General features: G+C 56.8%; 20 protein-coding genes and 2 pseudogenes. 11 read left to right on the forward strand and 11 right to left on the reverse strand.

The features are described from left to right. Positions 1 to 28: 28 nt before the first annotated feature. From AC4LFW_RS07095 to AC4LFW_RS07110, 4 genes are all read right to left on the reverse strand, one after another. Positions 29 to 2287: an ATP-dependent DNA helicase gene (locus AC4LFW_RS07095; RefSeq protein WP_491818481.1), complete on the reverse strand. Its 2259-nt coding sequence runs from the start codon at positions 2285 to 2287 to the stop codon at positions 29 to 31. After that, the gene (locus AC4LFW_RS07100) at positions 2284 to 3924 is read right to left on the reverse strand and encodes a VRR-NUC domain-containing protein (RefSeq protein ID WP_491818482.1); all 1641 of its coding nucleotides are present in this window, start codon (positions 3922 to 3924) and stop codon (positions 2284 to 2286) included. The genes AC4LFW_RS07095 and AC4LFW_RS07100 overlap by 4 nt, the downstream gene beginning before the upstream one ends. 184 nt (positions 3925 to 4108) lie before the next feature. Beyond that, the gene (gene hemN / locus AC4LFW_RS07105) at positions 4109 to 5497 is read right to left on the reverse strand and encodes an oxygen-independent coproporphyrinogen III oxidase (protein ID WP_491818483.1); all 1389 of its coding nucleotides are present in this window, start codon (positions 5495 to 5497) and stop codon (positions 4109 to 4111) included. A 209-nt stretch (positions 5498 to 5706) separates the two neighbouring features. Continuing rightward, the gene (locus AC4LFW_RS07110; RefSeq protein ID WP_491818484.1) at positions 5707 to 7329 is read right to left on the reverse strand and encodes a methyl-accepting chemotaxis protein; all 1623 of its coding nucleotides are present in this window, start codon (positions 7327 to 7329) and stop codon (positions 5707 to 5709) included. Between the two features lie 617 nt (positions 7330 to 7946). On the opposite strand from AC4LFW_RS07110, the gene galU reads away from it, so the two are divergent. Then, complete coding sequence (gene galU / locus AC4LFW_RS07115; protein WP_491818485.1) at positions 7947 to 8786, forward strand: UTP--glucose-1-phosphate uridylyltransferase GalU; 840 nt, start codon at positions 7947 to 7949, stop codon at positions 8784 to 8786. A gap of 47 nt (positions 8787 to 8833) precedes the next feature. On the opposite strand, the gene AC4LFW_RS07120 is transcribed toward galU, so the two are convergent. Then, positions 8834 to 9256 (reverse strand): VOC family protein, encoded by a 423-nt coding sequence (locus AC4LFW_RS07120; RefSeq protein WP_491818486.1) that lies wholly within the window; start codon positions 9254 to 9256, stop codon positions 8834 to 8836. A gap of 71 nt (positions 9257 to 9327) precedes the next feature. On the opposite strand from AC4LFW_RS07120, the gene gorA reads away from it, so the two are divergent. Then, positions 9328 to 10686, forward strand: coding sequence for a glutathione-disulfide reductase (gene gorA / locus AC4LFW_RS07125; protein ID WP_491818487.1), 1359 nt, complete (start codon positions 9328 to 9330; stop codon positions 10684 to 10686). A gap of 84 nt (positions 10687 to 10770) precedes the next feature. Here gorA and AC4LFW_RS07130 read toward each other — a convergent pair whose 3' ends face one another. Further along, the gene (locus tag AC4LFW_RS07130; protein ID WP_491818488.1) at positions 10771 to 11262 is read right to left on the reverse strand and encodes a copper chaperone PCu(A)C; all 492 of its coding nucleotides are present in this window, start codon (positions 11260 to 11262) and stop codon (positions 10771 to 10773) included. A gap of 200 nt (positions 11263 to 11462) precedes the next feature. Between AC4LFW_RS07130 and AC4LFW_RS07135 the strand changes: the two genes are divergently transcribed. The 6 genes from AC4LFW_RS07135 (at position 11463) to AC4LFW_RS07160 (ending at position 17339) form a co-directional block, all read left to right on the forward strand. After that, complete coding sequence (locus tag AC4LFW_RS07135; protein WP_491818489.1) at positions 11463 to 11831, forward strand: YidH family protein; 369 nt, start codon at positions 11463 to 11465, stop codon at positions 11829 to 11831. A 5-nt stretch (positions 11832 to 11836) separates the two neighbouring features. After that, on the forward strand, positions 11837 to 12211 hold the full coding sequence (locus tag AC4LFW_RS07140; protein ID WP_491818490.1) for a DUF202 domain-containing protein: 375 nt from the start codon (positions 11837 to 11839) through the stop codon (positions 12209 to 12211). Between the two features lie 27 nt (positions 12212 to 12238). Further along, positions 12239 to 13285 carry a threonine aldolase family protein gene (locus AC4LFW_RS07145; RefSeq protein WP_491818491.1) on the forward strand — a complete coding sequence of 349 codons (1047 nt, stop codon included), beginning with the start codon at positions 12239 to 12241 and terminating at the stop codon, positions 13283 to 13285. Positions 13286 to 13612: 327 nt separating this feature from the next. After that, complete coding sequence (locus tag AC4LFW_RS07150; RefSeq protein WP_158188612.1) at positions 13613 to 15433, forward strand: TnsB C-terminal domain-containing protein; 1821 nt, start codon at positions 13613 to 13615, stop codon at positions 15431 to 15433. After that, complete coding sequence (locus AC4LFW_RS07155) at positions 15430 to 16287, forward strand: TniB family NTP-binding protein (protein ID WP_158188611.1); 858 nt, start codon at positions 15430 to 15432, stop codon at positions 16285 to 16287. Before AC4LFW_RS07150 ends, AC4LFW_RS07155 begins: the two co-directional genes overlap by 4 nt. A gap of 2 nt (positions 16288 to 16289) precedes the next feature. Continuing rightward, positions 16290 to 17339, forward strand: coding sequence for a TniQ family protein (locus AC4LFW_RS07160; protein WP_423835319.1), 1050 nt, complete (start codon positions 16290 to 16292; stop codon positions 17337 to 17339). A 96-nt stretch (positions 17340 to 17435) separates the two neighbouring features. Here the strand turns inward: AC4LFW_RS07160 and AC4LFW_RS07165 are convergent, their stop codons facing one another. Together AC4LFW_RS07165 and AC4LFW_RS07170 are read right to left on the reverse strand one after the other, a co-directional pair. Continuing rightward, positions 17436 to 18842, reverse strand: coding sequence for a DEAD/DEAH box helicase (locus AC4LFW_RS07165; RefSeq protein ID WP_491818492.1), 1407 nt, complete (start codon positions 18840 to 18842; stop codon positions 17436 to 17438). Continuing rightward, positions 18839 to 19423 (reverse strand): VspR family transcription factor, encoded by a 585-nt coding sequence (locus AC4LFW_RS07170; protein WP_158188609.1) that lies wholly within the window; start codon positions 19421 to 19423, stop codon positions 18839 to 18841. The genes AC4LFW_RS07165 and AC4LFW_RS07170 overlap by 4 nt, the downstream gene beginning before the upstream one ends. A gap of 101 nt (positions 19424 to 19524) precedes the next feature. On the opposite strand from AC4LFW_RS07170, the gene AC4LFW_RS07175 reads away from it, so the two are divergent. After that, on the forward strand, positions 19525 to 19755 hold the full coding sequence (locus AC4LFW_RS07175) for a helix-turn-helix domain-containing protein (RefSeq protein WP_158188608.1): 231 nt from the start codon (positions 19525 to 19527) through the stop codon (positions 19753 to 19755). Positions 19756 to 19825: 70 nt separating this feature from the next. Here the strand turns inward: AC4LFW_RS07175 and AC4LFW_RS07180 are convergent, their stop codons facing one another. Further along, positions 19826 to 20815, reverse strand: coding sequence for a DNA-binding protein (locus tag AC4LFW_RS07180; protein ID WP_158188607.1), 990 nt, complete (start codon positions 20813 to 20815; stop codon positions 19826 to 19828). 178 nt (positions 20816 to 20993) lie between these two features. Between AC4LFW_RS07180 and AC4LFW_RS07185 the strand changes: the two genes are divergently transcribed. Further along, entirely contained in the window at positions 20994 to 21953 is a 960-nt protein-coding gene (locus tag AC4LFW_RS07185) for a site-specific integrase (protein WP_158188606.1), read from the forward strand. A 267-nt stretch (positions 21954 to 22220) separates the two neighbouring features. Here AC4LFW_RS07185 and AC4LFW_RS07190 read toward each other — a convergent pair. Next, positions 22221 to 23382 (reverse strand): annotated as a pseudogene (locus tag AC4LFW_RS07190) (IS3 family transposase). A gap of 403 nt (positions 23383 to 23785) precedes the next feature. On the opposite strand from AC4LFW_RS07190, the pseudogene AC4LFW_RS07195 reads away from it, so the two are divergent. Further along, a pseudogene (locus AC4LFW_RS07195) lies at positions 23786 to 25011 on the forward strand (benzoate/H(+) symporter BenE family transporter). Positions 25012 to 25437: 426 nt separating this feature from the next. Here AC4LFW_RS07195 and AC4LFW_RS07200 read toward each other — a convergent pair. Next, the gene (locus tag AC4LFW_RS07200; RefSeq protein ID WP_158188604.1) at positions 25438 to 25674 is read right to left on the reverse strand and encodes a DUF2790 domain-containing protein; all 237 of its coding nucleotides are present in this window, start codon (positions 25672 to 25674) and stop codon (positions 25438 to 25440) included. Positions 25675 to 25832: the final 158 nt, after the last annotated feature.

Below are 25832 nucleotides of genomic sequence, written 5' to 3' on the forward strand. Positions count from 1 at the left end.
GCAGAGGAGATACGATGACCTGGCAATGTCAGGCTGAGGTGTGCCACCACTTCGGTAATAGACGCTGGATATTCGAGCGGGCGAACCGGTCGTCAATAAGGTGAATGACGCCCCTATCGTCTACCGTTCTGATCACCCGGCCGGCCGCCTGTACGACCTTCTGCAAACCTGGATACAGGTAGGTGTAGTCGTACCCCGCGCCAAATATCCGGTCCATTCGTGCTTTCAGCTGTTGGTTCACCGGATTGACCTGTGGCAGGCCCAGAGTGGCCACGAATGCGCCGATCAGGCGTTTCCCAGGGAGGTCGATGCCCTCGGAAAACGCGCCGCCCAGAACCGCAAATCCAATGCCGCGGCTGGTTTCGGTAAAGCGGTCGAGGAAGGTAGTTCTCGCCGCCTCCTGCATGCTGCGAGTTTGCTCCCAGAAGGGCAGATCGGGATGCCGTATGCGCAGCCGGGCGGTCACCTGTTGCAGGTAGTCGAAGCTGCTGAAAAACGCCAGATAGTTGCCCGGATGGGCCTGATACTGCTCAGCAAGCAGGTCTACGATGGCGTCCAGCGAGGCATGGCGGTCCTGATAGCGAGTCGAAATCTGCCGGGCCACACGGATCTCCAGCTGCTCGGCTCGGAACGGTGACTCGACGTCGATCCAGATATGCGGGTTCGGCATGCCCAGCATGTCGGCATAGAACCGCTGGGGCATCAACGTCGCAGAGAACAGTACAGACGAGCGCGCCTCGAGTAGCCGAGGTGTGAGGAACGGCGCGGGAACCACATTGCGTACGCAGAGGCTTGATGCACACCCGCCCTTGCGCTCCCTAGATGGATGCAGTGTGCAATCGATCAAGGAGTGATCACCGAAGCATTCGGTAAGGCGGCAAAAGTGCATCGCATCGAAGTAGGCTGACTGCAACGCAGATTCAACCCCAGCCGGGTTCTCGCCAAGGAATTCCGTGATCGCACTGACGGCCTGCTGCAAGGCGTTGACAAGCTTGTGCGGCAACTCAGGCAGGACGTGGTAGGTCTCGCTCTGCAGGCGATGCACATCGCCCCAGCAACGCAACACCCGTTCAATCGGCTTCTTGATAACTGCCGGAGCTGTTTTTCGTAACGCTCTGAAATCATTGATATCGAGCTCGGCGCTGTACATGCTCCTGCCGCGTTCGAGCAGGTTATGAGCTTCGTCCACCAGGATGCTTACGCGCCATTGATTGACCAGTGTCAGGCTGTAGAGCAGGGCGCTCATATCGAAGTAATAGTTGTAGTCGCCGACAACTGCGTCGGCCCAGCGCGCCAGCTCCTGGCTCAGGTAGTAAGGGCAGACCTGATGGACCAGGGCTACCTCACGCAGGGTTGCCTGATCCAGACAGGCTCGGCTGATGGCCTCAGCGCGGGCTGCCGGAAGTCGATCGTAGAATCCACGAGCGAGAGGGCAGGCTTCGCCATGACAGGCCTTGTCAGGATGCTCGCAGGCCTTGTCCCGGGCAGTCAGCTCCAGGACACGAAGAGGTATACGGTCGCCCGCGAGCTGGGCGAGGGCATTCAAGGCCAGTTGCCGACCGGATGTCTTCGCGGTGAGAAAGAACAGCTTGTCCAGTTGCTGCCCGGCGAAGGCCTTCAACTGCGGGAATAGCGTTGCCAGCGTCTTGCCGATGCCAGTCGGCGCCTGAGCCATGAGATGAGTGCCGGTGCATGCAGCCTTGTACACCGCTTCGGCCAGTTGCCGTTGACCGCGGCGAAACTCACCGCAGGGAAACTTCAATTCTCTCAGCGCCTGGTCACGCTCGGCTCGGTGGGTCAGCTCCTGCTCGGCCCAGGCAATGAAGAGATGGCACTGCGCGTCGAAGTAGGCTTGCAGTTGCGCGGCGCCAAAGGTTTCCACCAGCAGCGTTTCCTTCTGGCTGACCACATCGAAGTACACCAGCGCGATATTTAGCGATTGCAGTGAGCGCGCCTGGCAAAGCAACCAACCATAGACCTTGGCCTGTGCCCAGTGCAGATGACGATGGTTGACCGGCTGGCGGGTCAGATCGCCACGATAGGTCTTGATCTCCTCCAGCTGGTTTTTCGCCGGATCGTAGCCATCGGCGCGGCCGCGAACGCAGAGGTTGCGATATGTCCCTTCGAGGGTGACTTCGCGTTCATAGCCCTCACCCCGGCGTGCCGTCACCGTGCTGTGCCCGGCGATGCCCTCCAGCGCGGTGGGTGAAGGCGTGAAGCGAAGATCCAGGTCGCCCTGTTTGGCGGTGAATTCGCAGAGCGCACGGACCGCAACCCGATAGCTCAAGGCGCAGCCTCTGCCCATCGGACGTAGCAAACTGCAATCGGCACCTGATGCCTCATGGCGAAATCTATCCAGCGCTTCTGGTTGTCCTGCAACCGGTCGCCAGGCCCTTTCACTTCGATCAGCCGGTAACGTCGCTCACTGGGCCAGAACTGGATGAGGTCTGGCAGCCCGCTGCGATGCTTGGGCACATCCAGCAGGATGCGTTGGAAAAAGGCGCGCAAGTGATCCGCCGGGATGCAATCGAGGGCCAGCTCGAGCAGGGTCTCGTCGAACAGCCCCCAGCTGACAAAGTGCGACTGCACGCCAAATTTCTCCTGGTACACCCTGCGTATGCAGTCCCGGTATTCGCCGGTTCCAAGTTTGCTCAGGCATTCATCGAACAGGCTGGCGCGACGCGCATGGAAATCCGGTCGCGCGAGATCCGCCGGCCCCGCATGAAAGGGATGGAAGAACGCTCCTGGTAATGGCGCGAAAATCGCCTCCCAGCAGAGCAGGCCGAGCAACGAGCTGATCAGCGCGTTTTCGACGTAATAGACGGGCGCATCGGCTCGCGACAGATGCTCGCGCACCGCCTGCTCGACGCTTATCCACTCTGGCTTCGGCAGGATCAGGTCCACTCGTTCTGGTTCGGTACTACCGGCTCGACGCGCAGCGGGTTGACCCAGGGACCTTCTCAGTCGCGGCAGGATGCGCTCGAGCTGCTGGGCCTCGTGTTCGCTTTCCGGGGCCGCCTGTGCCGTCAGAGCCAGCTGCAACGCCGCTTCAGGCTGCGCACAACGCTCAAGCACCCTGATGGCACGTTCACGTGCGCCTGGATATCGGTTCGCCGCGTGGAGCTGCAATGCCCGAGGCAGGTCACCCTCGCGCTCACATTGCCTGGCAAGGCTCAGCAGCAACTTGCCGCGCCGGATTTCCAGCCATTCGTTGGCATATGCGATGGCAGGCACGTCCGCCAAGACCGACGCCACCGCTTCACCGGCTTCGAAACGCTCACGACAGCGATGCAGATGCAGATAGGCATCTACCTCAGCACGTGCATGGAAGGCCCGGGAAGCGGGGGAAAAGGCGACTTGTTCATAACGAAAGATTCCGAGATCGGCGAGCACGAATTCGGACCAATCCTGATGGATATTGCCGAAGAACATCAGCCGCAGTCGATCGCACAGGTCGCTGATCGTCAGGCCGAACGCCGCATCCTCGAGTCCGTTGCACCAGCTGGAAAAGGGCTTGGGTTGAGAGTGCTCGGCAAGCATGGCCTGAAGCAGATCGGCCTTGCGCTGACTGCCCGTCACGCTGCCGAATACGGTTTGTAACTCGTCCTTCTTCAGCAATCCGAACAACTGGGAGACGTCCAGCGTCGGGTTGGCCTCGACCCAACCCTCATTGATGAGGGCGGTTGAGGCCTGAACGGGGCAGCCAATCTCCGTGTAGCGCAGTTTGCTGGCACGGAACAGCTCGCCCTTGCGCATCACCATGCGCACCAGAAGCGCTTGCGAGGCCTGCGGGATCAGCTCAAAACGATCAACAAATCGACGCTCGTGATCGTCCAGCAGATCGCCATGGCGCTCACCAATCCAGGCGAGCACCTGGCGAAAGTTGTCGAGGTAATAAAAGGGGTTTTCGAGAGCCTGGCGCATCGAACGTCCGGTTCGGTCATACGTGGGCGCAGCGGCCCGCAAGGCTGGCTATTTATACAGCTGTAGCGGGTTTTGGCAATGCCCCGACGATCAGCGGCGGGGCGTTCGGACTGATGTTGCTAACAGCATGCATGTGCTGGAATTGCTGTGTTCGACCCACCCGGCGGACAGGTGGATCGGTAAATCAAACGGTGCGAGAGAAACGGCCACGCTGCTCGCCGCCCAGGTAGGCATCGAATGCCATGGCGACGTTGCGCATCATCAGATGGCCCTGGGGAAGCAGGGTGACGGCACCTTCTGTGATCTGCACCAGGCCATCTGCCACATGCTCGTCCAGCTTGGCCAGCGCATCGCCGAAATAGTTTCGGAAGTCGATCCCGTAGCGCCTCTCGACGTCGGCAAAGTCAACGCGTCCATGACACATCAACGAGATGATCACATCGCGACGCAACCGGTCGTCTTCGCTGAGCTTGTAGCCGCGCTGCACCGGCAACATGCCTTCGTTCAGCCGGGCGTAGTACTGGGAGAGCTCCTTGACGTTCTGGCTGTAGCTGTTGCCGACCTTGCCGATGGAGGATATGCCCAGGCCGATCAGGTCGCAGTCGGCGTGGGTCGAGTAGCCCTGGAAGTTGCGCTGCAGCGTGCCGTTTGCCCGTGCAAGGGTGAGTTCGTCATCCGGCAGGGAAAAATGATCCATGCCGATATAGACGTAGCCAGCGTCAGTCAACCGCCTGATGGTCAGCTCCAGCAGCTCCAGCTTGCGCTCAGGTGGTGGCATGTCTTCCGGGCGGATCAGCTTTTGCGCACGCACCAGATCCGGCAGGTGCGCATAGCTGTAGGCCGCGATCCGATCCGGGCGGATGTCGATGATCTTGTCCAGCGTGGTGTTGAAGCTCTCAACTGTCTGCAGAGGCAAGCCATAGATCAGATCCACGCTGATCGACTTGAACCGGGCGTCGCGGGCAGCCTGGACCAGCTCGCGGGTCTGCTCTTCGGTCTGGATGCGGTTGACCGCGATCTGTACCTGCTTGTCGAAGTCCTGCACGCCGAAGCTCAGGCGGTTGAAACCGAGCTTGCGCAACTGATGAATCTGCTCGGGGGTTACGGTGCGCGGGTCGACTTCCAGGGAAAACTCGTGGTTGTCGCTGTCATCCAGGTTGAACGCGTCGTGCAGTGCGGCCATCAGGTCGGCCAGTTGCTCGCTGGTGAAATAGGTCGGCGTGCCACCGCCCAGATGCAGCTGGGTCAACTTGCGCGAGCGGTCGAACAATGCCGCCTGCATCTCGATTTCGCGCTTGAGGTATTGCAGGTACTCAACGGCACGATCGGTCTTGTGGGTGATGATCTTGTTACAGGCGCAGTAATAACAGAGGCTCTTGCAGAACGGGATATGGATGTACACCGACAGTGGCTTGGGCGTCGCAGCCTCGTTGGTCTCCTGCGCGGCGCTGCGGTAGTCATCGATGGCGAAGGCCTGATGGAACTGGGGAGCGGTGGGGTAGGAGGTATAGCGAGGACCGGGACGGTCATATTTCTCGACCAGGGCGCGGTTAAAGCTCGGCGTTTGGTCCATGTACGGATTCACCTTGATTGGATGAGTGAAAAAGGGCCGGATGGGCCTGCGACATCTTGGCGCGAATTATCGCGTTACCTCACCCGCCGTCGGCCTGTCCCAGATCAAGATTAGGCCAGACCGATCGAGAGGGCGCCAAACGGGGCGGCTCGCCATAGGCAAGGCCAAGCCGGAACCTATGGTAGTCGGCGCCAATCAACCTTGACGAATTACAGCCGGAACTGTCCGACCAGACGATTCAGCTCAGCGGCCAGTTGCACCAGCTCCTCACTGATCCGGGAAGTCTGGGATGCGTCGGCCAGGGTGGTGTCGGCAATTGCGCTGATGGTAGTGATGTTGCGGTTGATTTCCTCGGCCACTGCGCTTTGCTGCTCGGCGGCCGTTGCGATCTGAGTGTTCATGCCGTTGATGGTATTAACCTCGCCGGCAATCACATTCAGGCTTTGTGCCGTCTTGGCGACGCAATCGGACCCCGTCTGAGCGCGGGTCTGCGCGCCTTCCATCGCCTGCACGGCGTTGCGAACGCCGCCTTGCAGCTGCTCGATGGTGCGCTGGATTTCTTCGGTTGATTTCTGAGTGCGCGAGGCGAGGGTACGCACCTCGTCGGCGACCACGGCGAAGCCGCGACCCTGTTCCCCGGCGCGCGCGGCCTCGATCGCCGCGTTCAGCGCGAGCAGGTTGGTCTGCTCGGCGATACCGTTGATGACATTGAGCACCATGCCGATGCTGGCACTGTCCGTTTCAACCTGCTTGATCAGCCGTGCAGCGTTCTCGATATCGCGAATCAGCACCTCGATGCCGTCCAGCGCTTCAGTGGCAAGGGTGACGCCCATCCTCGACTCCGCATCTGCGCCCCCCGAGGCCGACGCGGTCTGATTTGCGTGGCGTGCTACCTCCTGGACGGTTGCGCTCATTTCATTCATTGCAGAGGCGACCATGTCGGTCTCGCTGCGTTGCGCCATGACGGCAGATTGGGTCTTCTCGGCGACGTTCGATACGCGGTCCGATACCTCACCCAACTGGCGTGTCACGGCAGCGACCGCTTCAAGACTGTTGCGGAACTTGAAGATCATGCGGTTGAAAGCCTGACCCATGGCGCCAACTTCGTCCTGCGCATGCACGGCGACTGTACGGCTGAGGTCTTCATCCGCGGTCATCGCTTCCATGGTGTGACGCATGTCGTTGATGCGGCTGATGATCACCCGACGGATGATGTAGCCCATCAGAACCAGGCCCACGACCAACAATAGCGCCTGGATCGTAGCGGACAACAGGAGATTTCGATCCACCTTGCCGTCCAGGGCAGACAGATCGTAGCTGATGCGCACCGCGCCCATTACCGTGTCCTGGGGTACCTGATGGCACGTCAGGCAATTGGTACCGCGATAATCCTGTTGTGCGTGGATCGGGTTGATCACCGTGAGCACACGACCATCCTTGCCTTCGCTCACCTCGATAGTGGCTTCGCCAGCGAGTCCCCGCTCGTCGAGCTTGTCCATCGGCCGCTGATGCTCGAACCCGGGGCCGAACACTTTTGTCACCGGCTCGCCGCGTACGATGCGCGCGTCGATCACGCCCGGGCGCGCAAGGATCTTGTTACGCAGCACTTCGCGCTGGGCCATGGTACCGGTCAGCATCATGGTATTGATGCTGTCGAAGTAGGAGTCAGCCGTGTCCTTGGTTTGCTGCTCGACGACCTGGAGGATCAGCTGCTTTTCAGATCGTGAGGAATAGAAAAGCGAAGCGGCCAGAACCAAAGCGAAGACCAGCAGCAACGCCAGGTTGATCTTTGACTGGACGGACATCTGCCGAGCTTCAGGACTACTGTTCATCATTTTCCTTAACTGCTACTGCGTATCGCGAACTCACCTGAGGCGCAGCCGCGTTTTTAGACGGCCACACGGCGCCTCGCCTGTCTCGACCTATCGGCCGAAAGCCCCGACTCTTTACAGATATACGTGAGGTGGGCGCGTACAGGCACAAGGCCATATCAGGACGGCGATATCCTAGTCGCGGTTGCCTGTCAGCCCGCAATGGCTTGCGACGAAGCGGCGTTTTTCTGGACTTTTACTGATCTGGATCAGCGAAACGCGTGCTGCTTGGCGGGGTTTTGCGGGTCTTTCGGCAATAAATCACAGGTTTTATCGGACTCGGATCAGGCGCGTTGGCCATACGCAACCGTTACGGGCTCGCCAGGGACGCGATTTCTTTTTCGTGGGCCTACTTGGCAATTGCCCTGGCTCGCATCAACCTATGCACCAGGCCTATGTCAACGGCCATCGGTCGGCTTGTTTGGGTTTGATGTATTCGCACTGGCAGCGGTCGAACCCCTTGTCGTTTCGGTGGTCGTAGCCTCTAGTCAGCCGCTGTCGGCGGGACGAGCAGGGTATGGCTGTTGACCGATCCAGGCGCAGTGCATCAACTGGAACCTTTTTATTCAAGGACTCACATGATCAAGAAATGCCTTTTTCCCGCGGCCGGATATGGCACGCGCTTTCTGCCTGCGACCAAGGCCATGCCCAAGGAAATGTTGCCGGTAGTCAACAAGCCCCTGATCCAGTACGGGGTTGAAGAGGCACTAGCCGCAGGGCTTTCCCAGATCGCGATCGTTACCGGACGCGGCAAGCGCTCCCTGGAAGATCACTTCGACATCAGCTACGAACTTGAGCACCAGATCCGCAACACCGACAAGGAAAAGTACCTGGTTGGGATTCGCAAGCTGATTGACCAGTGCAGCTTCTCCTACACGCGTCAGGTAGAGATGAAGGGCCTGGGTCATGCCATCCTCAGCGGTCGTCCCCTGATCGGTGACGAACCCTTCGCCGTGGTCCTGGCGGATGACCTCTGCATCAACCTCAACGGTGATCCGGTCCTGGCGCAGATGGTCAAGCTGTACAACCAGTTCCGTTGCTCAATCGTCGCAATCCAGGAAGTACCGCCGGAAGAGACCAGCAAATATGGCGTGATCGCCGGCGAGATGATCCGCGACGATATTTTCCGCGTCAGCCACATGGTCGAGAAGCCAAAACCGGAAGACGCCCCGTCGAACCTTGCAATCATCGGCCGTTACATTCTGACCCCGGACATCTTCGACCTGATCGAACAGACCGAGCCGGGCAAGGGTGGCGAGATCCAGATTACCGACGCCCTGATGCGCCAGGCCCAGGACGGTTGCGTGCTGGCCTACAAGTTCAAGGGTCAGCGTTTCGATTGCGGAAGCGCGGAAGGCTATATCGCCGCCACCAACTTCTGCTATGAGAACTTCTACCTGACCGGTAAAGCGTTCTAAGCGACAAGGCGTCTGCAGGAAGCCACCTTCGGGTGGCTTCGTTCGTTTCATGGCACAGGCATATCCTGCGAGCCTGGCCCGAGTGGTTGACCGTAGCTGAATTCGACGTAGTTCCCCGCCGGGTCACGCACGCCGCAGTAGTACCCGACAGGGTAGGGCTCGTCACGGGGAGCCCATATCAGGCAGCCGGCCTCGCGCGCTTTTTCGGCTATCGCATCGACTTCATCCCGGCTGTCCAGCGCAAAGCCGAAATGGCTGTAGTCATTGTCCGCCAGCGCACGCTCCTGTCCGCCGGGCATGATCACGAAAATAAAGTCGCGTTCACGGCCCGGCTCAGCCATCCAGACAATGCGTGCACCCTTGCCGGGACGTTCGTGAAATACGTGCATGCCACAGAACCGCTCATAAAAGCTGATGCAGGCGTCCAGATCCGGCACGTGCAAGGCGAGATGGGTCAGGGTAGGGCGCATGCGGTACTCCTTCGATGATCAGGTGAAACGCCTGGGTTATGCTGTGCGTTCTATAAGGGAGACAAGAGTTCATGGCTTACGACTTCGATCTATTCGTCATCGGCGCGGGGTCCGGTGGCGTCCGTGCCGCTCGTTTCGCGGCGGGCTATGGCGCTCGAGTGGCGGTAGCCGAAAGCCGTTACCTGGGCGGTACCTGCGTAAATGTCGGTTGCGTGCCGAAAAAACTGCTGGTCTATGGCGCGCACTATGCTGAAGACCTTCACGAAGCTGAAGGTTACGGCTGGACCGTCGATGGCGCCAGGTTCGACTGGAAAACACTGATCAGCAACAAGGACCGTGAAATCCAGCGCCTTAATGGGATCTACCGCAACCTGCTGGTAGACAGCGGAGTCACGCTGCTGCAGGCCCATGCGCGGCTGGTTGATGCGCATACCGTTGAGGTCGACGGCAGCCAGTACAGCGCGGAGCATATCCTGATTGCCACCGGCGGCTGGCCATTCGTACCCGACATCCCGGGCCGCGAACATGCCATTACTTCCAACGAGGCCTTCTACCTGGAGGCGCTGCCGCGCCGCGTCCTGGTGGTCGGCGGAGGTTATATCGCCGTCGAGTTCGCCTCGATCTTCCACGGCTGCGGTGCCGACACCAAACTGCTGTACCGCGGTGAACTGTTCCTGCGGGGCTTCGATGGCTCTCTGCGCGATCATCTCAAGGATGAAATGATCAAGAAGGGTGTCGATTTGCAGTTCAACGCCGACATAACCCGCATAGACAAGCAGGCGGACGGAAGCTTGCTCGCCACGCTGCTGGATGGTCGTGTCCTTGAAGCGGACTGTATCCTCTATGCGACGGGGCGCAGGCCCATGCTCGATGGGCTAGGGCTGGACAAGCTTGATGTGGCGCTGGACGAGCGGGGGTTCGTCGCGGTTGATGAGCAGTTCCGCACATCAATACCGTCGATCCTCGCTATCGGCGATGTGATCGGTCGGGTTCAGCTCACGCCCGTGGCGCTTGCCGAGGGCATGGCCGTGGCACGTCAACTCTTCAGGCCCGACGAGTATCGACCCGTCGACTACCACAACATCGCCACAGCGGTATTCAGCCTGCCTAACATGGCAACGGTTGGCTTGACCGAAGAAGAAGCGCGGGAGTCGGGGCACAAGGTGGTGCTGTTTGAAAGTCGCTTCCGCCCCATGAAGCAGACCATGACCGACAGCCTAGAGCGAAGCCTGATGAAACTGGTGGTTGACGCCGATACCGACAAGGTCCTCGGTTGCCATATGGCAGGACCTGAAGCGGGCGAAATCATCCAGGGTCTGGCCGTTGCGTTGAAGGCAGGGGCAACCAAGCGGATCTTCGACGATACCCTAGGGATTCACCCGACGGCCGCTGAAGAGTTCGTCACCATGCGCACCCCAACCGGTATCTGACGAGACAGGCAGGTGTCTGCCAGTGACGAGGAGGGGGCTGCTACCGCAACCCCCTTTGTTTGCGCCCGCCGGCCCAACTCTGGATCAATGGTGCATGTTTTGCTGTCCGCTAGCCTCTGGCGCTTGATCCTGGATACTCACTTCTACCGTGACGTCGCCGGCACGCTCGAACTCGAGCGTCAGCGGAAACCGCTCTCCAGCCACGAGTGGCTCGCTCAGCCCGAACAGCATGACGTGACTGCTACCGGGTTTGAACTCAACCTGGCCGGCCGCCGGCACCTCGATCGACTCGATCTGTTTCATGCGCATCATCTCGCCCTCATGGACGTGAGTGTGCAGCTCAGCTTTACTGGCACGCGGCGTCTTTACCCCTACGAGCCGATCCGCTTTGTCGCCTGGGTTCTGGAGCACGAAATAGACCGCGCCGGTTGGAGCAGTGGGCGGCATTGCCCGCGACCAGGCCTGAGTGACGGCTACTGCCGTGCTCATCTGGTGGTGGGTGTGATCCTGATCCGCTGCGATTGCGGACAGGCACGCCGTGCCGAGAATGAAGGTGGTGACCAGACGAAGCAGCATTGAAAGTCTCCAGGTTGTTAAGGTAGCGGCACATTAACATGGGGTTCGATAAGTCGTTGCGGCGCGGATGCCGCGCTTGACTCTACGCAGCGCGCGGCATCCGGTAATCCAGTGCCGCCGTGGTTGCTAACGGACCCTGCAGGCTGTCGCTATTTCTGTTTGAATGAAGCTCGCCCCCTTGATCGGAGATGCATTACCCCATGGAACGCAGTCGCTGGAGTCACAGGTTGCTGGCTGGCGGAAATGAACCCGATCCGCGCTTCACGCTGGCCAATGAAAGAACCTTTCTCGCCTGGATTCGCACATCGCTGGCCTTGCTCGCCGGTGGGGTGGCGGTCGAGGCTTTTGCCAGCGGGATATTTTCACTGGAGATACGCAAGGTCCTGTCTGTTTCCTTGCTTTTGCTGGCGATGTTCATCAGCTCGACGGCCTGTGTCCGCTGGTTGAGCGTCGAACGGGCCATGCGACACAACGGCCCTTTACCGTTTCCGTTGCTGATTCCTATCCTTTCCCTCGGCGGAACCCTGGTGACGCTGGTACTCATCGCCTTTGTTGCGCTGCGTAACTGACGACGATGCACATCTCCTTTCGGCGGCGTCTGGAACCTAAACCGCCGCAGCTTCCGCTGCACGAAGATCCGGGCCTGCAGCCGGAACGAACATCGTTGGCCTGGGGCAGGACCCTGCTGACGATGATTACTGTCAGCGCATTGTTTCTGCGCTGGATGCCGTACCACGGTGCCTTCGTTTCGATACTGGTAGCGCTATCCCTGGCCACGGCGCTTGGGATCTGGACAACTCAGCGCCGACGCTACGCTCGCAGCGCTAGCGGCGTACGCAACGGGCGAATCCAGGCTGATGTGCTGTCTGTCCTCTGGATAAGCGCATCTGTCTTCGCGCTTGGCAGCCTTGGTCTATTCACCGTAATTTTCCTGCCCATCAGCAGCTAGGCAGCACCTATATAAAGAGGCTTTTTGATGACGACCTCCAATCAGCAGTTCGCCAGCGACAACTATTCCGGAATCTGCCCGGAAGCCTGGGAGGCCATGGCCCGGGCAAATCAGGGCCATGAAAGAGCCTACGGCGATGACCAATGGACGACGCGCGCGGCCGACCACTTTCGCCAACTGTTCGAAACCGATTGCGAAGTGTTCTTCGCCTTCAACGGGACGGCAGCCAACTCGCTGGCATTGTCAGCCCTGTGCCAGAGCTATCACAGCGTGATCTGTGGAGATATCGCACACATCGAAACGGACGAATGCGGCGCCCCGGAATTTTTCTCGAACGGGTCCAAATTGCTGGTAGCGCGCACCGAACAGGGCAAGCTGACGCCGGCAGCCATTCGTGAAATAGCGCTCAAACGCAAGGACATTCATTATCCCAAGCCGCGCGTGGTGAGCCTGACCCAGGCGACGGAAATCGGCACGGTTTACCAACCGGATGAACTCCAAGCCATCAGCGATACCTGCAAGGAACTCGGCCTGCACCTGCACATGGACGGTGCGCGTTTCGCCAACGCCTGTGCACATCTGGGCTTGTCGCCCGCCGAATTGAGCTGGAAGACGGGCGTGGACGTGCTCTGTTTCGGCGGCACGAAAAACGGCATGGCTGTAGGCGAGGCCATCCTGTTTTTCAACAAAGCCCTGGCCGATGATTTCGAATATCGCTGCAAACAGGCCGGCCAGCTGGCGTCCAAAATGCGTTTTCTATCCGCGCCCTGGGTGGGCTTGCTGGAACACGGCGCCTGGATGAGATACGCCAAACATGCCAACAGCTGCGCACAGTTGCTCGCCAGGCTGATCAGCGACGTACCAGGCGTAGAGCTCATGTTCCCGGTACAGGCCAATGGTGTGTTCGTCAGCATTCCACCGACCGCACTGGAAGCACTCAGGAGCCGCGGATGGATGTTCTACACATTTATCGGCGTTGGCGGTGCGCGATTCATGTGCTCATGGGACACCAGCGAAGAACGAGTGCGGCAGCTGGCCGATGACATACGTAGCGCTGTGCAAGAGTACGGGTGATAGAAAAAACGCCGCGGTTATCGCTCAAGGGCGGTAGCGCGGCGCAGCGTGTGTAAGACAAAGAAGCGTGTGTAAGACAAAGAGAGGTGATGTGGCGTCTACTTAAAAAACGTAGGCAAATTTATCCAGATAAATCAACTACTTAAGTCGATTACAATTTAAAAAGTAGATTGCAGTGGCGATAATTTTGGCCATGGTCTACTTTTTTATCATGCGCTCTCAAGCATAACTTGAGGCTGCGCACTGTTGGAAATTTACGCGCTTTTTACATCTGCGTTGGGCTATGCCGTTGAGCTAGTTAACGCATTTATATGTCGGATATAACTTATGACCGACCAGCTAGTTTCTGGAGAGCTTGTAGTTGCGAAGGGAAAGCTTGCCACAGTTAAAATGGTATTCAGTGACAAGCATGTTAGGGTAATTATTAGTGCTTCTGGCGAGGCACTGATCGTTTCTAGGCGCGATATCGAGCGGATTGCAGGGGTCGCCGATAAACTGAGCGTGGCTAATGAAGTTCGTTTAAATGTTAATGACTATACAGAAGATGAGCTATCTCTAGCCGCTGAACGCTATAACGTAATTAAAAAGTGGAGATTAGCGGAAGTAACGGTAAGTCAAGCTTGTCTGTTACTAAACGTATCACGGAGCTATTTCTTCCAATTGGCCAAGAAGTTCGACGAGGACGTTGGTCCGTTGTCTTTAGTTCTTCAGAAGCGGGGGGTAAAGGAAGGTGTAACCCGGTTGGATGAATCAGTCGAAGTGGCAATTTTTGAAGCGACTAAAAAAGTGTACGCGTCGAGAGGGGCTAGTTATAGCAAAGTTTGGGTGGAAGTTGATGTTAAATGCAAAGAGCAGGGTCTTCCTTCTCCTTGTAAGGATACAGTTTTGCGGCGCGTGCGATCAATATTGTCAGAAAAAAACAGATTAAAAATAAAGCGGGGCCCTGACGCGGCAGCCCAAAAGTTTACAGCGCGAGCAGGTAAGAAAACTGTCCAAAGACCGTTACAGTGGGTGCAAATGGACCACACATTGGTCGACATCATTCTGCTAGCGGACGATCGTGTCCATGTGATTGGCCGCCCTTGGTTAACGGTAGCAATTGACGTATACACACGAGTAATTCTTGGGTACTACCTCAGTCTTCACGTGCCGTCGGCTGTTTCGGTAGCTTGTGCACTTAGCCAGAGTGTGCTTCCTAAAGTAGGTTTTGCCAGAGCTGTAGGCATAGATTCTGATGATTATCCCTATTATGGCAAGCCCGAGGTTCTGCACATGGATAATGCCGCAGAGTTTACAAGTGCAAAATTCAAGGCTGGATGCGAAGCATTTGGAATACATCCTGCGTACCGGCCAATTGGACAAAAGCACTTTGGCGGCCATGTGGAAAGATTGATTGGTACGTTCATGACAACCAAAGTGCACTTATTAAAGGGCACTACGATGTCGAACTCGGTTGCGCGCCGGGATCTCAATAGTGAAAAGAGCGCCACCATGACCTTCTCCGATTTTTTTGGCTGGTTTGCGCGCGAAGTGGTTGTCTACCATTCTACGATACATAGCGCTTTGAAAATTAGTCCGCGACAAGCATGGGCTGACTATTTTGCACCGAATGGGGGTACTCCTTATCCTCCGAAACTCTCCGACCCCGAGCAGCTGAAACTTTGGTTCATGCCTCAAGAAAGTCGTAAAGTTAACCCGGATGGTATCAAGCTGCACGGCCAAGTTTATTGGGATCCTGTACTCACACCTTTTGTTGGTACAAACCATGCAATAGTTAAGTCTGATCCGTTCAATATGAATCAAGTGTGGGTGAAGCTGAATGGCCAGTTTTGCCCTATTTCGCTAGCTGACCTGACGGGACAGGCACCCAGCTATGAAGAATATCGTGCGAGTAAGTTCCATCCTCAAGCAGTGCGCGCTGGGGCTATCGATGATGATAGGGGGCGCAAAGCGTACAGGGCCAAGCTAGAGATTGAGGCGGAGAGTACAAAGTTAACTCGTAAGGCGAGACGCCGCCATGCCGCAGAAAAAGCTTATTCCGATGCTTATCCAGCGCCTGCCAGCGATAATTCGCTAGTTAAGTCCGATAAAAATAAACCTGACTATTCTACCCCTCCAAAGAAATTCATGCCTGAGGACCTAAAATGAGTGGCGAGCACGTTCGACAGGATATGCAGAAGTATTTAACTGCTAATACTGAAGCGCGAATAGCTGCAATTCATCAAGAGCTCTGGGTGGATAATAATTCCAGCGAAGCTGTTTTTCGAATGATGAATAATATAGCAACCGTCCCAGAGCGTATGAATGCGCCAGCGTTGCTCGTGGTTGGTCCAGGCGGGTCCGGTAAAACCGCGATTATCTCGAAGATCCCTAAGCGAGTTAGAAACAGCGACGGATTGGCTATCCTCTCAATGGCGGAATCGCCCGAGATCAGCGTAAAGAAGAGCCTTAAAACCGAGCTTGCGCTGGCACTTGGTTTGCCAATATCCGAATCGAGGCCTAAAGGCGGCGCGGATATCCCGAACGAAATCAGAGAAGTTATCAAACTCAGAAAAATTTGGGGTTTGGTTATTGATGAGTTTCATGATGCGCTGTTGCGCCCAAAGCAGGAGCAACGAATTAACATGTCTATTCTGAAAAAACTGCTGGGATCAGAGTATGGCTTGAAGCTGTTCTGCTTTGGCACAGCTAGCGCACGGAATGCCCTACAGTCAGGTGATGAATTTAAAAGACGGTTTCATGAGGTCGCTCTTGCGGATTGGAAAGAAGATGAGGAGTTTAGATCCTTTTTGCTAGAGGTCGAAGAGTCATTACCTTTACAGCTGCCTTCGCACTTGTACTCTGAGGAAATAGTAATGGAAATAATTCATCTCACCAATGGGAGGATGGATAAGACTCTCGAGTTGATTAGAGGTGCGGCGTGTTATGCGGTAAAGCTGGGCGTTGAAAAAGTTGATCTAGACATGCTGGGGCGCGCTAAATCAAATCCTTGGGGTTACTAGATATGAAGTTACACCCTCTGCCTAGGCCGGGTGTTGACGAGACGTTATCGTCATGGCTTTTCCGATGCAGTTTCCATCGCCATACAGTAGATATAACACGATTGGCATTGAGTGCGCGTCCATCGCAATGGTGGGAAGGGTTAGAGATACAGTATGCTGACCCGGATAGCGACTTCTTGTCAGCCAGCAAGCGTATAAAACTTAGGGGCGAACATATTGAGCCTCGATTCCTAAAAGAGTATTTTTGTCTGCGAAACGGATCCGTTGTTGACTGGAGGTATCGTCATTTCTTTTGTCCAGACTGTTTAAGAGGCGACGTGGCTAGTGGTCATTTGCCCATGTGGCGAAAACATTGGTGTTATGTTAATTCAATTATGTGCAACGTGCACGGTCGAGATTTAGTAATGCTATCCGATGCGTCTCACTATTCGAAGGCTTGGAATGCTTTTGTTCAGGAGTGCAATTCGAGCTCAGGGAGTATAACTGCTAAAGGTTCAAAGCTCGCTCGTTTTCGTCTTACCACGCTAAGCAAGATCGAGCACCTATTGGCATATAAAAGACCCAATCAGCGACACATTTGGTTTGGCTTGTTTAATAGTTTGTTTGACATATTGCTCCAGTCCCCCTTTCATGGGAGCAGAGGTGGAGCAGCGAGGATTTATTTTCAGTCCAAAGTCGGCCCTCGATTTGCTGATCCGGGGTCCTTTGAGCTGAGCATCTTAAAGGGTCCATCTACAGCGGACCCGCCAAGCAGATTTGGAAGCATGTTATTGGCAGCCTCACTACTAGGCGTACTTCCTCCATCTAGGTTTTCAATGTTCATTAAGGCATGTGAGGACGCTGAAACGGGCTTGCTTTTACCCAATGACCTGCATAAGGCAGCGGCTTTTCCTCATGTCGACAAGGCTGGGTATCGGGTCCTACACCAATACTTGGGTGCGTTCCCAAGAAAGGACTTTCCGTTATTGGATCGCCATTTGTACCTTCAGGAGGCTCGATATGCTCGCGAAGGCGTGGTTGGTGCGCACCGATTTGGAGCTACTCATAACTAGAGGTGCTGGCATCAACGAAGAGTGCTTGACCAGTAAGTTGACGTAACAGTGCGATTATACCTCCAATGCCATGCGCATCCATTCGGCACATAAGCATCAAAAGCAATCAAGCAGCTGTTGCCGGTAATGCTTGGAGAAACTGACTTGATGGTTCGACTGAGTTGAGAGGTCCTTAGAGGTAAAGATGCTTGTGGCTCCTCCTTCAAATTTCAGCGGGGAGAGAGTATCCATGTGCGTTTTGGCTTGGTCTTCATTTCCTACAACCGAAGCTCGACCAGGAACTGAATCTAGAGCCGAGCCTGGCGCAGGCATCGGCACCCTGCTCAGTACCGCCAAGTCCTCCGGAAGATCATCTGCAATCCTCTCCGCTAAGCACTGTAACGTTGGTTCCGCTAGCATGAACAGCCAAGCCTCGTCATCGGACTGCCCGGTACGACGAAGCACTCGCCCAAGCACCTGTCGGTAATGCAGCTCGGTACGAATACGGCTGAGGTAGCAGCACACTTGGAGTCGGGGGATATCCGTCCCTTCGCTGATCATTCCAACAGCGATGATCCATTGACAGTGGCTGCGTCTGAATAGATTTATTACCCGCTGCGCATCTGGGGTTTTGTTGGTCACGAGCTGGCAACTTTCACCCTTTGCTTTCAGAGCTTTCGCAACCTGATGGGCGTGCACGATATCAGTGGCAACTACCAGGCCAGCCGCATCAGGATCGAGCAGGCGAAGCTCATTTAACTTGGCGCGTGCAAGATCAAGTAACTGATCAACAACCTCATCATGGCGCAACAGCTCTTCGTAAGTGACAGGGGACTCGCCCAACAGCGTAGCGATGTTCGGGAAAGTTCTGACAATGTTTTCTGTGTCCAACTCCTCGGTAAACCTCACCTTTTGGTTGTCGAGTAGGACAATTCGAGGGGAGCGGCATACCCCGTCTGCCACAGCCTGCTGCATCCCGTAGCGGTAATCACAGATCAGTCGCCCCTCGGGCGAGGAGTAGCGGGCGAGTGCGATGGGTCGATCATCCGATCGCCACGGCGTGCCGGATAGAGCCAATGTAAAAGCGGCCTTGTCCTGTATTCGCTGAAGTATCTGCTGGCCCCATGCGTTGCTCAGGACCATGTCGTGGCCGGCGCAGTGGTGAATCTCATCAAAAACGGCAAACACACGATAGTCATCAAGCAGCGTCCAGAACGCCTCACTACGGTATTCCATCGCCTGATAGGTGAACGCTGCCCCCACTGCGCCGAGTTGACCATCGAAGCGCCTACCAAGAACAGTGCAGAAAGACGAGCGAAGGCCTTCGACAACCTGGCAGGACGGTGCAAAGCAAAGCACCAGATCGATTCTGTCTTGCTCAAGCAGCCTGCTGGCCAATTCGGCGGCCATGCGCGTCTTGCCGGCGCCTGGCGTTGCCTGGCAGAAAAAGTGAGACGCGCGCAAATAGTGCTCTAGCGCCGTGTCGACGCATTGGCGCTGCCAGTTTCGCAGTTGTTTGTTCATTGCATGGACGAAAGAGTTTTGAGTGTTTTTTCGATGGCGCGGAGATGACCCAGTAGGCGTGAGCTGCGATCTCGGGCGTCCAAATAGTCGCCTTGCACCGTATCGCGGAGGTGCGGCATTTCATCGATGAGCAGCTTGTACCGCTCCGCCTCACCCATGGAGGTCAGGAAGTCCAGCCTGATTTCTTTAAGAAGCGCCTCTAGGTGCTGGTCTGCATCATCTGAGGGGTGAAGCGGTGCAAGCGGATCGGTGGTCTCTGATTGCATCTGCTCTGGCTCAGCCTTACGGTAGTTTTCGAACCCATTGTCGATTAGGTCCAGTTGCAGATGCGCAGGGACGGGCAGCAGGTGGTAGACCTGTCCCCGGACACGACGCTCTTCGTCAAGTACTATCCAGCCTACGCGCAACATCCGGCGTATTTGTTCGTATACATAGCGGCGTACGTCATTGATGCGGAAACTCATGCCTTCCAGGCGCTTGGCATAGGCGTCACGCAGTTCACGTATCGTGAATCGCGTGCGGCCTTCCTTCTGAAGCAGCTCGTACAGCCGCCTATCGAAAATGAACGAGGCTGATTTCATTGCAATACCAGAGGGAGTAGCACGTTAAATACGGATTATAGTCCGTGGCCTGACCGTCCGTAAACGCATGATATTGCCGTCTCGATGAAACTGAGACGGTCATGGAATATTTGGCGAAGGCCTTGGGCGAACGCATCCGAGCGCAGAGAAAGGTTTGCCACATTTCTCAGGATGCACTCGCGCTGGCCTGTAGTATCGACCGCAGCTACATGGGGCGGATCGAACGTGGTGAAGTAAGTATTACCGTAGAGAAGCTTTATCGGATCGCAGACCAGCTTGCTTGCGATCCCGGTTATCTGCTGCCTACTCAGTCCGAATTGCAACGACCCTGAACTACCCTTTAGCTTAATGAGTAGGGCAGGAGCTTGCTTCGGAGTGGTCTGTCCGAGAAGGGTTGCTGACCTAGGCGCTTGGTCCTTTTCTTCTTTTTGCTGGCAGAGGTGATTTCTCTGCAGCGCCAACTATAAGCTCAGTCCGGCGCGGCTTTTGGCGGCTGCTCTGCCTGATTTTCGTCTTGCTTAAGCTGTCCAGTTTGGTTTGTAGATCGTAATTTCGTTGCTCATAAGCTAGCTTGACAGCTTCTGCCACATTGAGCTGGTTCTGTAAGGTTTCCCGGGCTTGAATGTTCTGATCGAGCAGGCGCTGCTGGGCCTGTTGATCCCTCTGCAATAGTCTTGCCTCGGTGAGCAGACGTTCGTTGTCACGATTCAGCTGGGTTAATTCGTCCTGCTTGACGACTAGCGTCTGTTGCAATTGACGTAGTTCAAGCTGAGATAGCTGTAATTGTGATTCATTTCGGCGCTGGTCCTGTTCGCGATGTTCCTTGCTGGCCTGACGGTAGTGTTCCAGGGCATCACGCGCATGCTCATGCTTTTCCTCAAGCGAACAAATCTGCGCGTCGCGATCCTTGAGCCGCTCCTCCAAGTCCCGATTAGCTTGCTGTAGACGGGAGGTTTCGATTTCGGCCTGCTGGCGTTGCCTGCTCTCCAGCAGCAACTCGTTTTCGGCTTTTTGACATCGTTCGACGCCTGCAGCTACCTGGTCTTCCAACTGCTGCACGCGGCTTTCGGTCTGTCGAATTCTAAGGTGGTAGTCGGCCCGCTCCCGGTCAAATTCCTCTCGCTCACCAGCAATGGCTGCTTGGGCTTCTTCCTGCAACTGATCGGCCAATTGATTCACCAGGTTGGCCAGTTGCTCGCTTAGCGTGATCGGCCCACCTGCTCGGTCGTTTTTGGTGGGTTCAAGCTCTTTAAGGTAGCGGTGAATGGTGCTCTTCGAGCCTGTGTTTCCGAGCTCGACCCGTACTGCATCGATGCTTGGATGCTCGCCGCGGGCGAGAAGGGCGGTGCGTGCCTTTTGAACAACCACCTTATTAATTCCGCCTCGCGCCATTTTAATCTCCTACGATTTCGTACCGTATTACATGCTATGCATTTACATTCTATCGAAGATCAGATTTGGCGCTAGGTTAGAGTCTGATATAGGATTGGATAATCTAGAATTATCCAAGATGAAGCGGTATTTTCGTCGTTTGCCTGTTGATCACCGGTACACCAGAGGATGCGCTCCGATGAGCCAAGACATCGAGCGGTACCTGCAGGCCAGCATTCGGGCCAACACTCGGCGCAGCTATAAGCAGGCGCTCGATCACTACGAAGTCACCTATGGCGGCTTTCTGCCGGCGACCAGCGATGCCATCGTGCGCTACCTTGTGGATCACGCGTCGACACTTTCCAGTAACACGCTCAAGCTGCGCCTCGCGGCACTGGCGCAGTGGCACGTTAGCCATGGGTTCCCCGATCCGACCAAAACCCCACTGGTTCGCCAGATCGTCAAGGGCATCCGTACGCTGCATCCCCGCCAAGAGAAGCAGGCAGAGCCGCTGCAATTACGTCAACTCGAACAATGTGTGCAGGGGTTAGAGGTGGCCGAGAGGAGAGCGCGAGCGGAGAACGACTGGCCGCGGTTGCTACGCTGTAGTCGTGATCGCGCGCTGGTCCTGATTGGCTTTTGGCGCGCGTTTCGCAGTGATGAGCTGTGCCGCCTACGAGTCGAGCACATCCAGGTGCGGGCCGGGGAGGGTATGCAACTGTTCCTTCCCTGGAGCAAAGGTGACCGGGATAACCATGGCCAGACCTTTAGCGCGCCAGCATTGGCCAAGCTGTGCCCGGTGCAGGCCTACGTCGACTGGATCAGCTTGGCGGGCATAGCTCGAGGGCCTGTATTTCGCGGCATTGATCGCTGGGGGCACTTAGGTGAGCAGGGGTTGCACCCAAATAGCGTTGTCACTCTCTTGCGTGGCGTACTGCAGTTGGCTGGATTGTCTCCTGAGTTTTACAGCAGTCACTCGCTGCGTCGCGGTTTTGCCACCTGGGCTACCCGCAGCGGCTGGGATCTCAAGACGCTGATGCAGTACGTAGGCTGGAGCGATGGTAAATCTGCATTACGCTATGTCGATAGCATGGGCGGGTTCCCTGGGCAGTTGAGTGCGCTACAACTCATCCCCGGTCGCCCGGAGCGACTTCCATAGACGTCCCTTAGGAGACAACCGAAAGGCCGCCCACTCAGTGGGCTTTCTATTGGCGCGATCCTCATCGGCCTGCCTGTGACCCAGCTGCTACGACATAGGCGCGCTACGGCAAGGCGTTTCCCTAATATTGAATGCCACACTAAAGCTTTCTGTTATGAGGGTACCGTTATGGACACACCTGATAGCTGGCGCGTTGTCTGCCAAGATCCAGGAGACGGCAGCGGAGACGTTATCGTTGAGCTTCCATCCGAGCTACTTGTGTAGTGGTCAACCCATCCCGGACAGTGGGTTAAGTTTCTCTTCGGCCACCGCTGGTGGTAGCCCACCGTTGAATTGATGCGGTCTGATCCAGTTGTAGCGGTGCATCAGGTAGTGGCTGATGTCCCGCTGAGCTTCCTGTGCCGTCAGGTAGCCAGTTGCCGGAATCCACACTGACTCTAAGCTGCGAAACAGGCGCTCCATCGGCGAATTGTCCCAGCAGTATCCTCGGCGGCTCATGCTCTGCTGCATCCGGTAGCGCCATAGCCGCTGCCGGAACAAGCGGCTGGCGTACTGGCTGCCCTGATCCGAATGGAACAGCACCTGCTGTGGCTTGCCGCGCTGCTCGTAGGCCATCTCGAGGCTTTGATTACCAGCTCGGCATCCGGTTTGGCGGAGAACGCCCAGCCAACCACCCGACGCGTGTGCAGATCCAGCACCGCGGCCAGGTAATGCCAACGACCTTGCGCCCAGACGTAGGTGATGTCGCCGCACCACACTTGGTTCGGGCGCTGGACAGCGAAATCGCGGTTCAGTCGATTCGGGATATCCGGGCGCTCAACCGTGGCCTGCTTGTAGGCGTGCGAGCCCGGCTGCTTGCTGACCAGCCCCAACTCACGCATCAGTCGACGCACACGGAAACGGCCAATCGTCACGCCGTCCTCGCGCAGCATACCCAGGATGCTTCGGCTGCCAGCCGAGCCTCGGCTTTGGCTAAACAACTCGTTGACCCGACTACGTAGCGCGACGCGACGAGCATCGACACGGCGACGTCGAAGGCGATGGGCGTAGTAGCAAGACCGCGCCACATCGAAGGCTGAACAGACCACTTCTACCGGCTCCTGCTCACTCAACTGGTCTATCAGCGCGTACGATCGAGTTCGTCCGACATCAAGAGAGCGGTAGCCTTTTTTAATATCGCTTTCTCCCGCTCCAGCCGATTGATCCTGGCCTCTAGCTCCTGGATCTTCCGTTGCTCGGGTGTCAGCGCTTTGCTCTTTGGGGTAACGCCCTGGCGCTCGTCTTGGAGTTGTTTCACCCAGCGGCGTAATGCCGAGTCCACGACGCCCAGCGAACGGCAGGCCTCGATATGGCTGTAGCCCTGATCTAGTACCAAGGCAGCTGCCTCTCGTTTGAACTCGGCGGAAAACGTACGTCGTTGCTTGCTCATCGAACACCTCTTAATGGCGAGGATTTTCGCCTAAATCGGTGTCCGGGATCAGTAGACCACTACATAAAAGGGGCGGCTCAAGTTCCTTCATCACGCTGAGCGTAGGGTGGATGATGATGCTTTCATCCACCGGCTTTTTTCGGAGCGCAGGGTGGATGGATGAAGCATCATCCTCCCTGTGAGGATGATGGATCCGCTGGTCGGCGCTGTGGATAGAAGCACCACCACGGCCAAGGCCAACGTAGGGTGGATGACGCTGTTTTCATCCACCGGCTTTTGCGGAGTGCGGCGGTGGATGGGTGAAGCGTCATCCACCCTACGCTCATCCGTTTCAGAGGCACGGCCCACAACAAGGGCGATCCGGACTCTGTCACGGATCGCCAGGCCTGACTTGCGAGGCGTCATGAACACGCTACTCAGAGATTTCTCCCTCTCGGCCGTGGTTGCGGGCTTCATCGCGACCGTGATTTCTTACGCCGGGCCGCTTGTAATCATCTTTCAGGCGGCAAAGGCAGGTGGGTTGCCCCATGACATGCTCTCGTCATGGGTCTGGACGATTTCCATCGGTAGCGGCGTGCTCGGCATTGTGCTGAGCCTGCGCTACAAGGTGCCAATCATCATTGCCTGGTCCGCTCCGGGCTCGGCGTTGCTGGTTACCATGCTCCCCGACATCAGCATGAACCAGGCAGTTGGCGCCTATCTAGTGTCCAGCGTGATCATTCTGCTGGTCGGGCTTTCTGGGGCGTTCGACAAGATCATCCGCAAACTTCCAGCAGCCATTTCGGCTGGCATGCTCGCGGGCATCCTGTTTCGCTTTGGCACGGGACTGTTCGTTTCGGTTAAAGAGCAACCCTGGCTGGTATTGGCAATGCTTGGCACGTACCTGCTCTTCAAGCGAATGATGCCGCGCTACGCCGTCATGGCAGTGTTGGTAGTCGGCGTAGCCATAGCGGTCGCTAGTGGTGAACTGCACAGCGAAGCGCTGGTGATCGGACTCGCGACGCCAGTCTGGATCACCGCGGAGTTCAGCTGGCAGGTCATCCTTGGCGTTGCGTTTCCGTTGGTGATGGTGTCACTAACTGGCCAGTTCGTGCCTGGCATGGCCGTGCTGCGCAACGACGGCTACCCGACGCCTGCGAGCCCGCTGATCAGCAGCAGCGCGCTGGGCAGCCTGCTACTCGCGCCCTTCGGTTGTCATGGGTTGAACCTGGCAGCAATCACGGCAGCGATCTGCACTGGCAAGGAATCCCACGAAGACCCTGGCAAGCGCTACATCGCTGGTATTTCCGGTGGGGTGTTCTATCTGCTGTTGGGTATCTTCGGCGCCACGCTGGTTTCGATATTCACGGCGTTTCCCGCCGCGCTGATTGCGGCATTGGCCGGGCTTGCACTGCTGGCCGCCATCGGCGGTGCGCTGAGTACGGCCATGTCAGTGCCGGAGGGCCGAGAGGCGGCGTTGATCACCTTCCTGGTCACCGCGTCGGGCATGTCGTTGCTCGGTCTGCCGCGGCATTTTGGGGACTGATCTTCGGCCTCGCCGCGCATCTGCTGCTGACGATGAAACGGGCGCCCGGGTCCTTGCCGGTCAGCTCTTCCGTGCCACTCAAAGAGAAGCAGCCCGCCCGCTGATCTAGGCTGCAGCGGTTGGCCTTCACCTATTGTCGTTTCGCAGGCCTGCGCCTGCGGAACGACGGCTCGCCGTTCAAAGGACAACAAAGCCCAAACCCATCAAAACAGCGGCATCCAACTGCTGCCACCGACGTGCAAGAGATCGGCAGTCTCGCCTTTTAGCTTATCGATGGGTTGCCTGCAGGCCCGGCCAGTTCCATCCGGCCGCGTGCCCAACGAACCCGCCGACCACAAGGCGCGAACGCCGCGTTGCACGCTACGAAATGACAGGGCTAACTGCTGTGTCGCGGTAGTCGGTTTGCAAACATCTAACCCAACCAGCGGGACCGGTCCGTTACCAAGCTGAAGCTGTCCAGGTTGTGGTCATCCTGCCAGCGCTCGGTTGCCATATTTACCGGCGGTGGTGCTAGAGAAAGGAGGTGATATCTAGTAGTCGTTGCAGTCAGCGCCCTGGCGCAGGTAAGTCATTACATGGGTCTCGCCGCGAGAATCAAGATAGGTCATCGTGGCTTCAACCACTGAACATCCACCGTTGGGCACATTCACGGAAATGACCTTAGCGATGTCGAGATCGTCGCCATAGTGGTACGGCGTAGCTTGTGGTGCGGCAGCGGCCAGTTGTGCGAACAGAGACAAACTGGCAATCCAGATAAGTTTTTTCATGGTGACCTCTTCGTAAGTTGAGGCACGCCAGAGGTTTCTGGCGTGCGCTCGGAATAAAACAGGCTGCCAACGAGTGAGGCAGCCGAAAGGGACACGTGTCGGACGATTTAAAGGAGCAATCAATCGCACGACTTGTAGCGGGATTAAAAAAATCAACC

The sequence above is a fragment of the Stutzerimonas sp. C6.4V genome, from assembly GCF_058536345.1.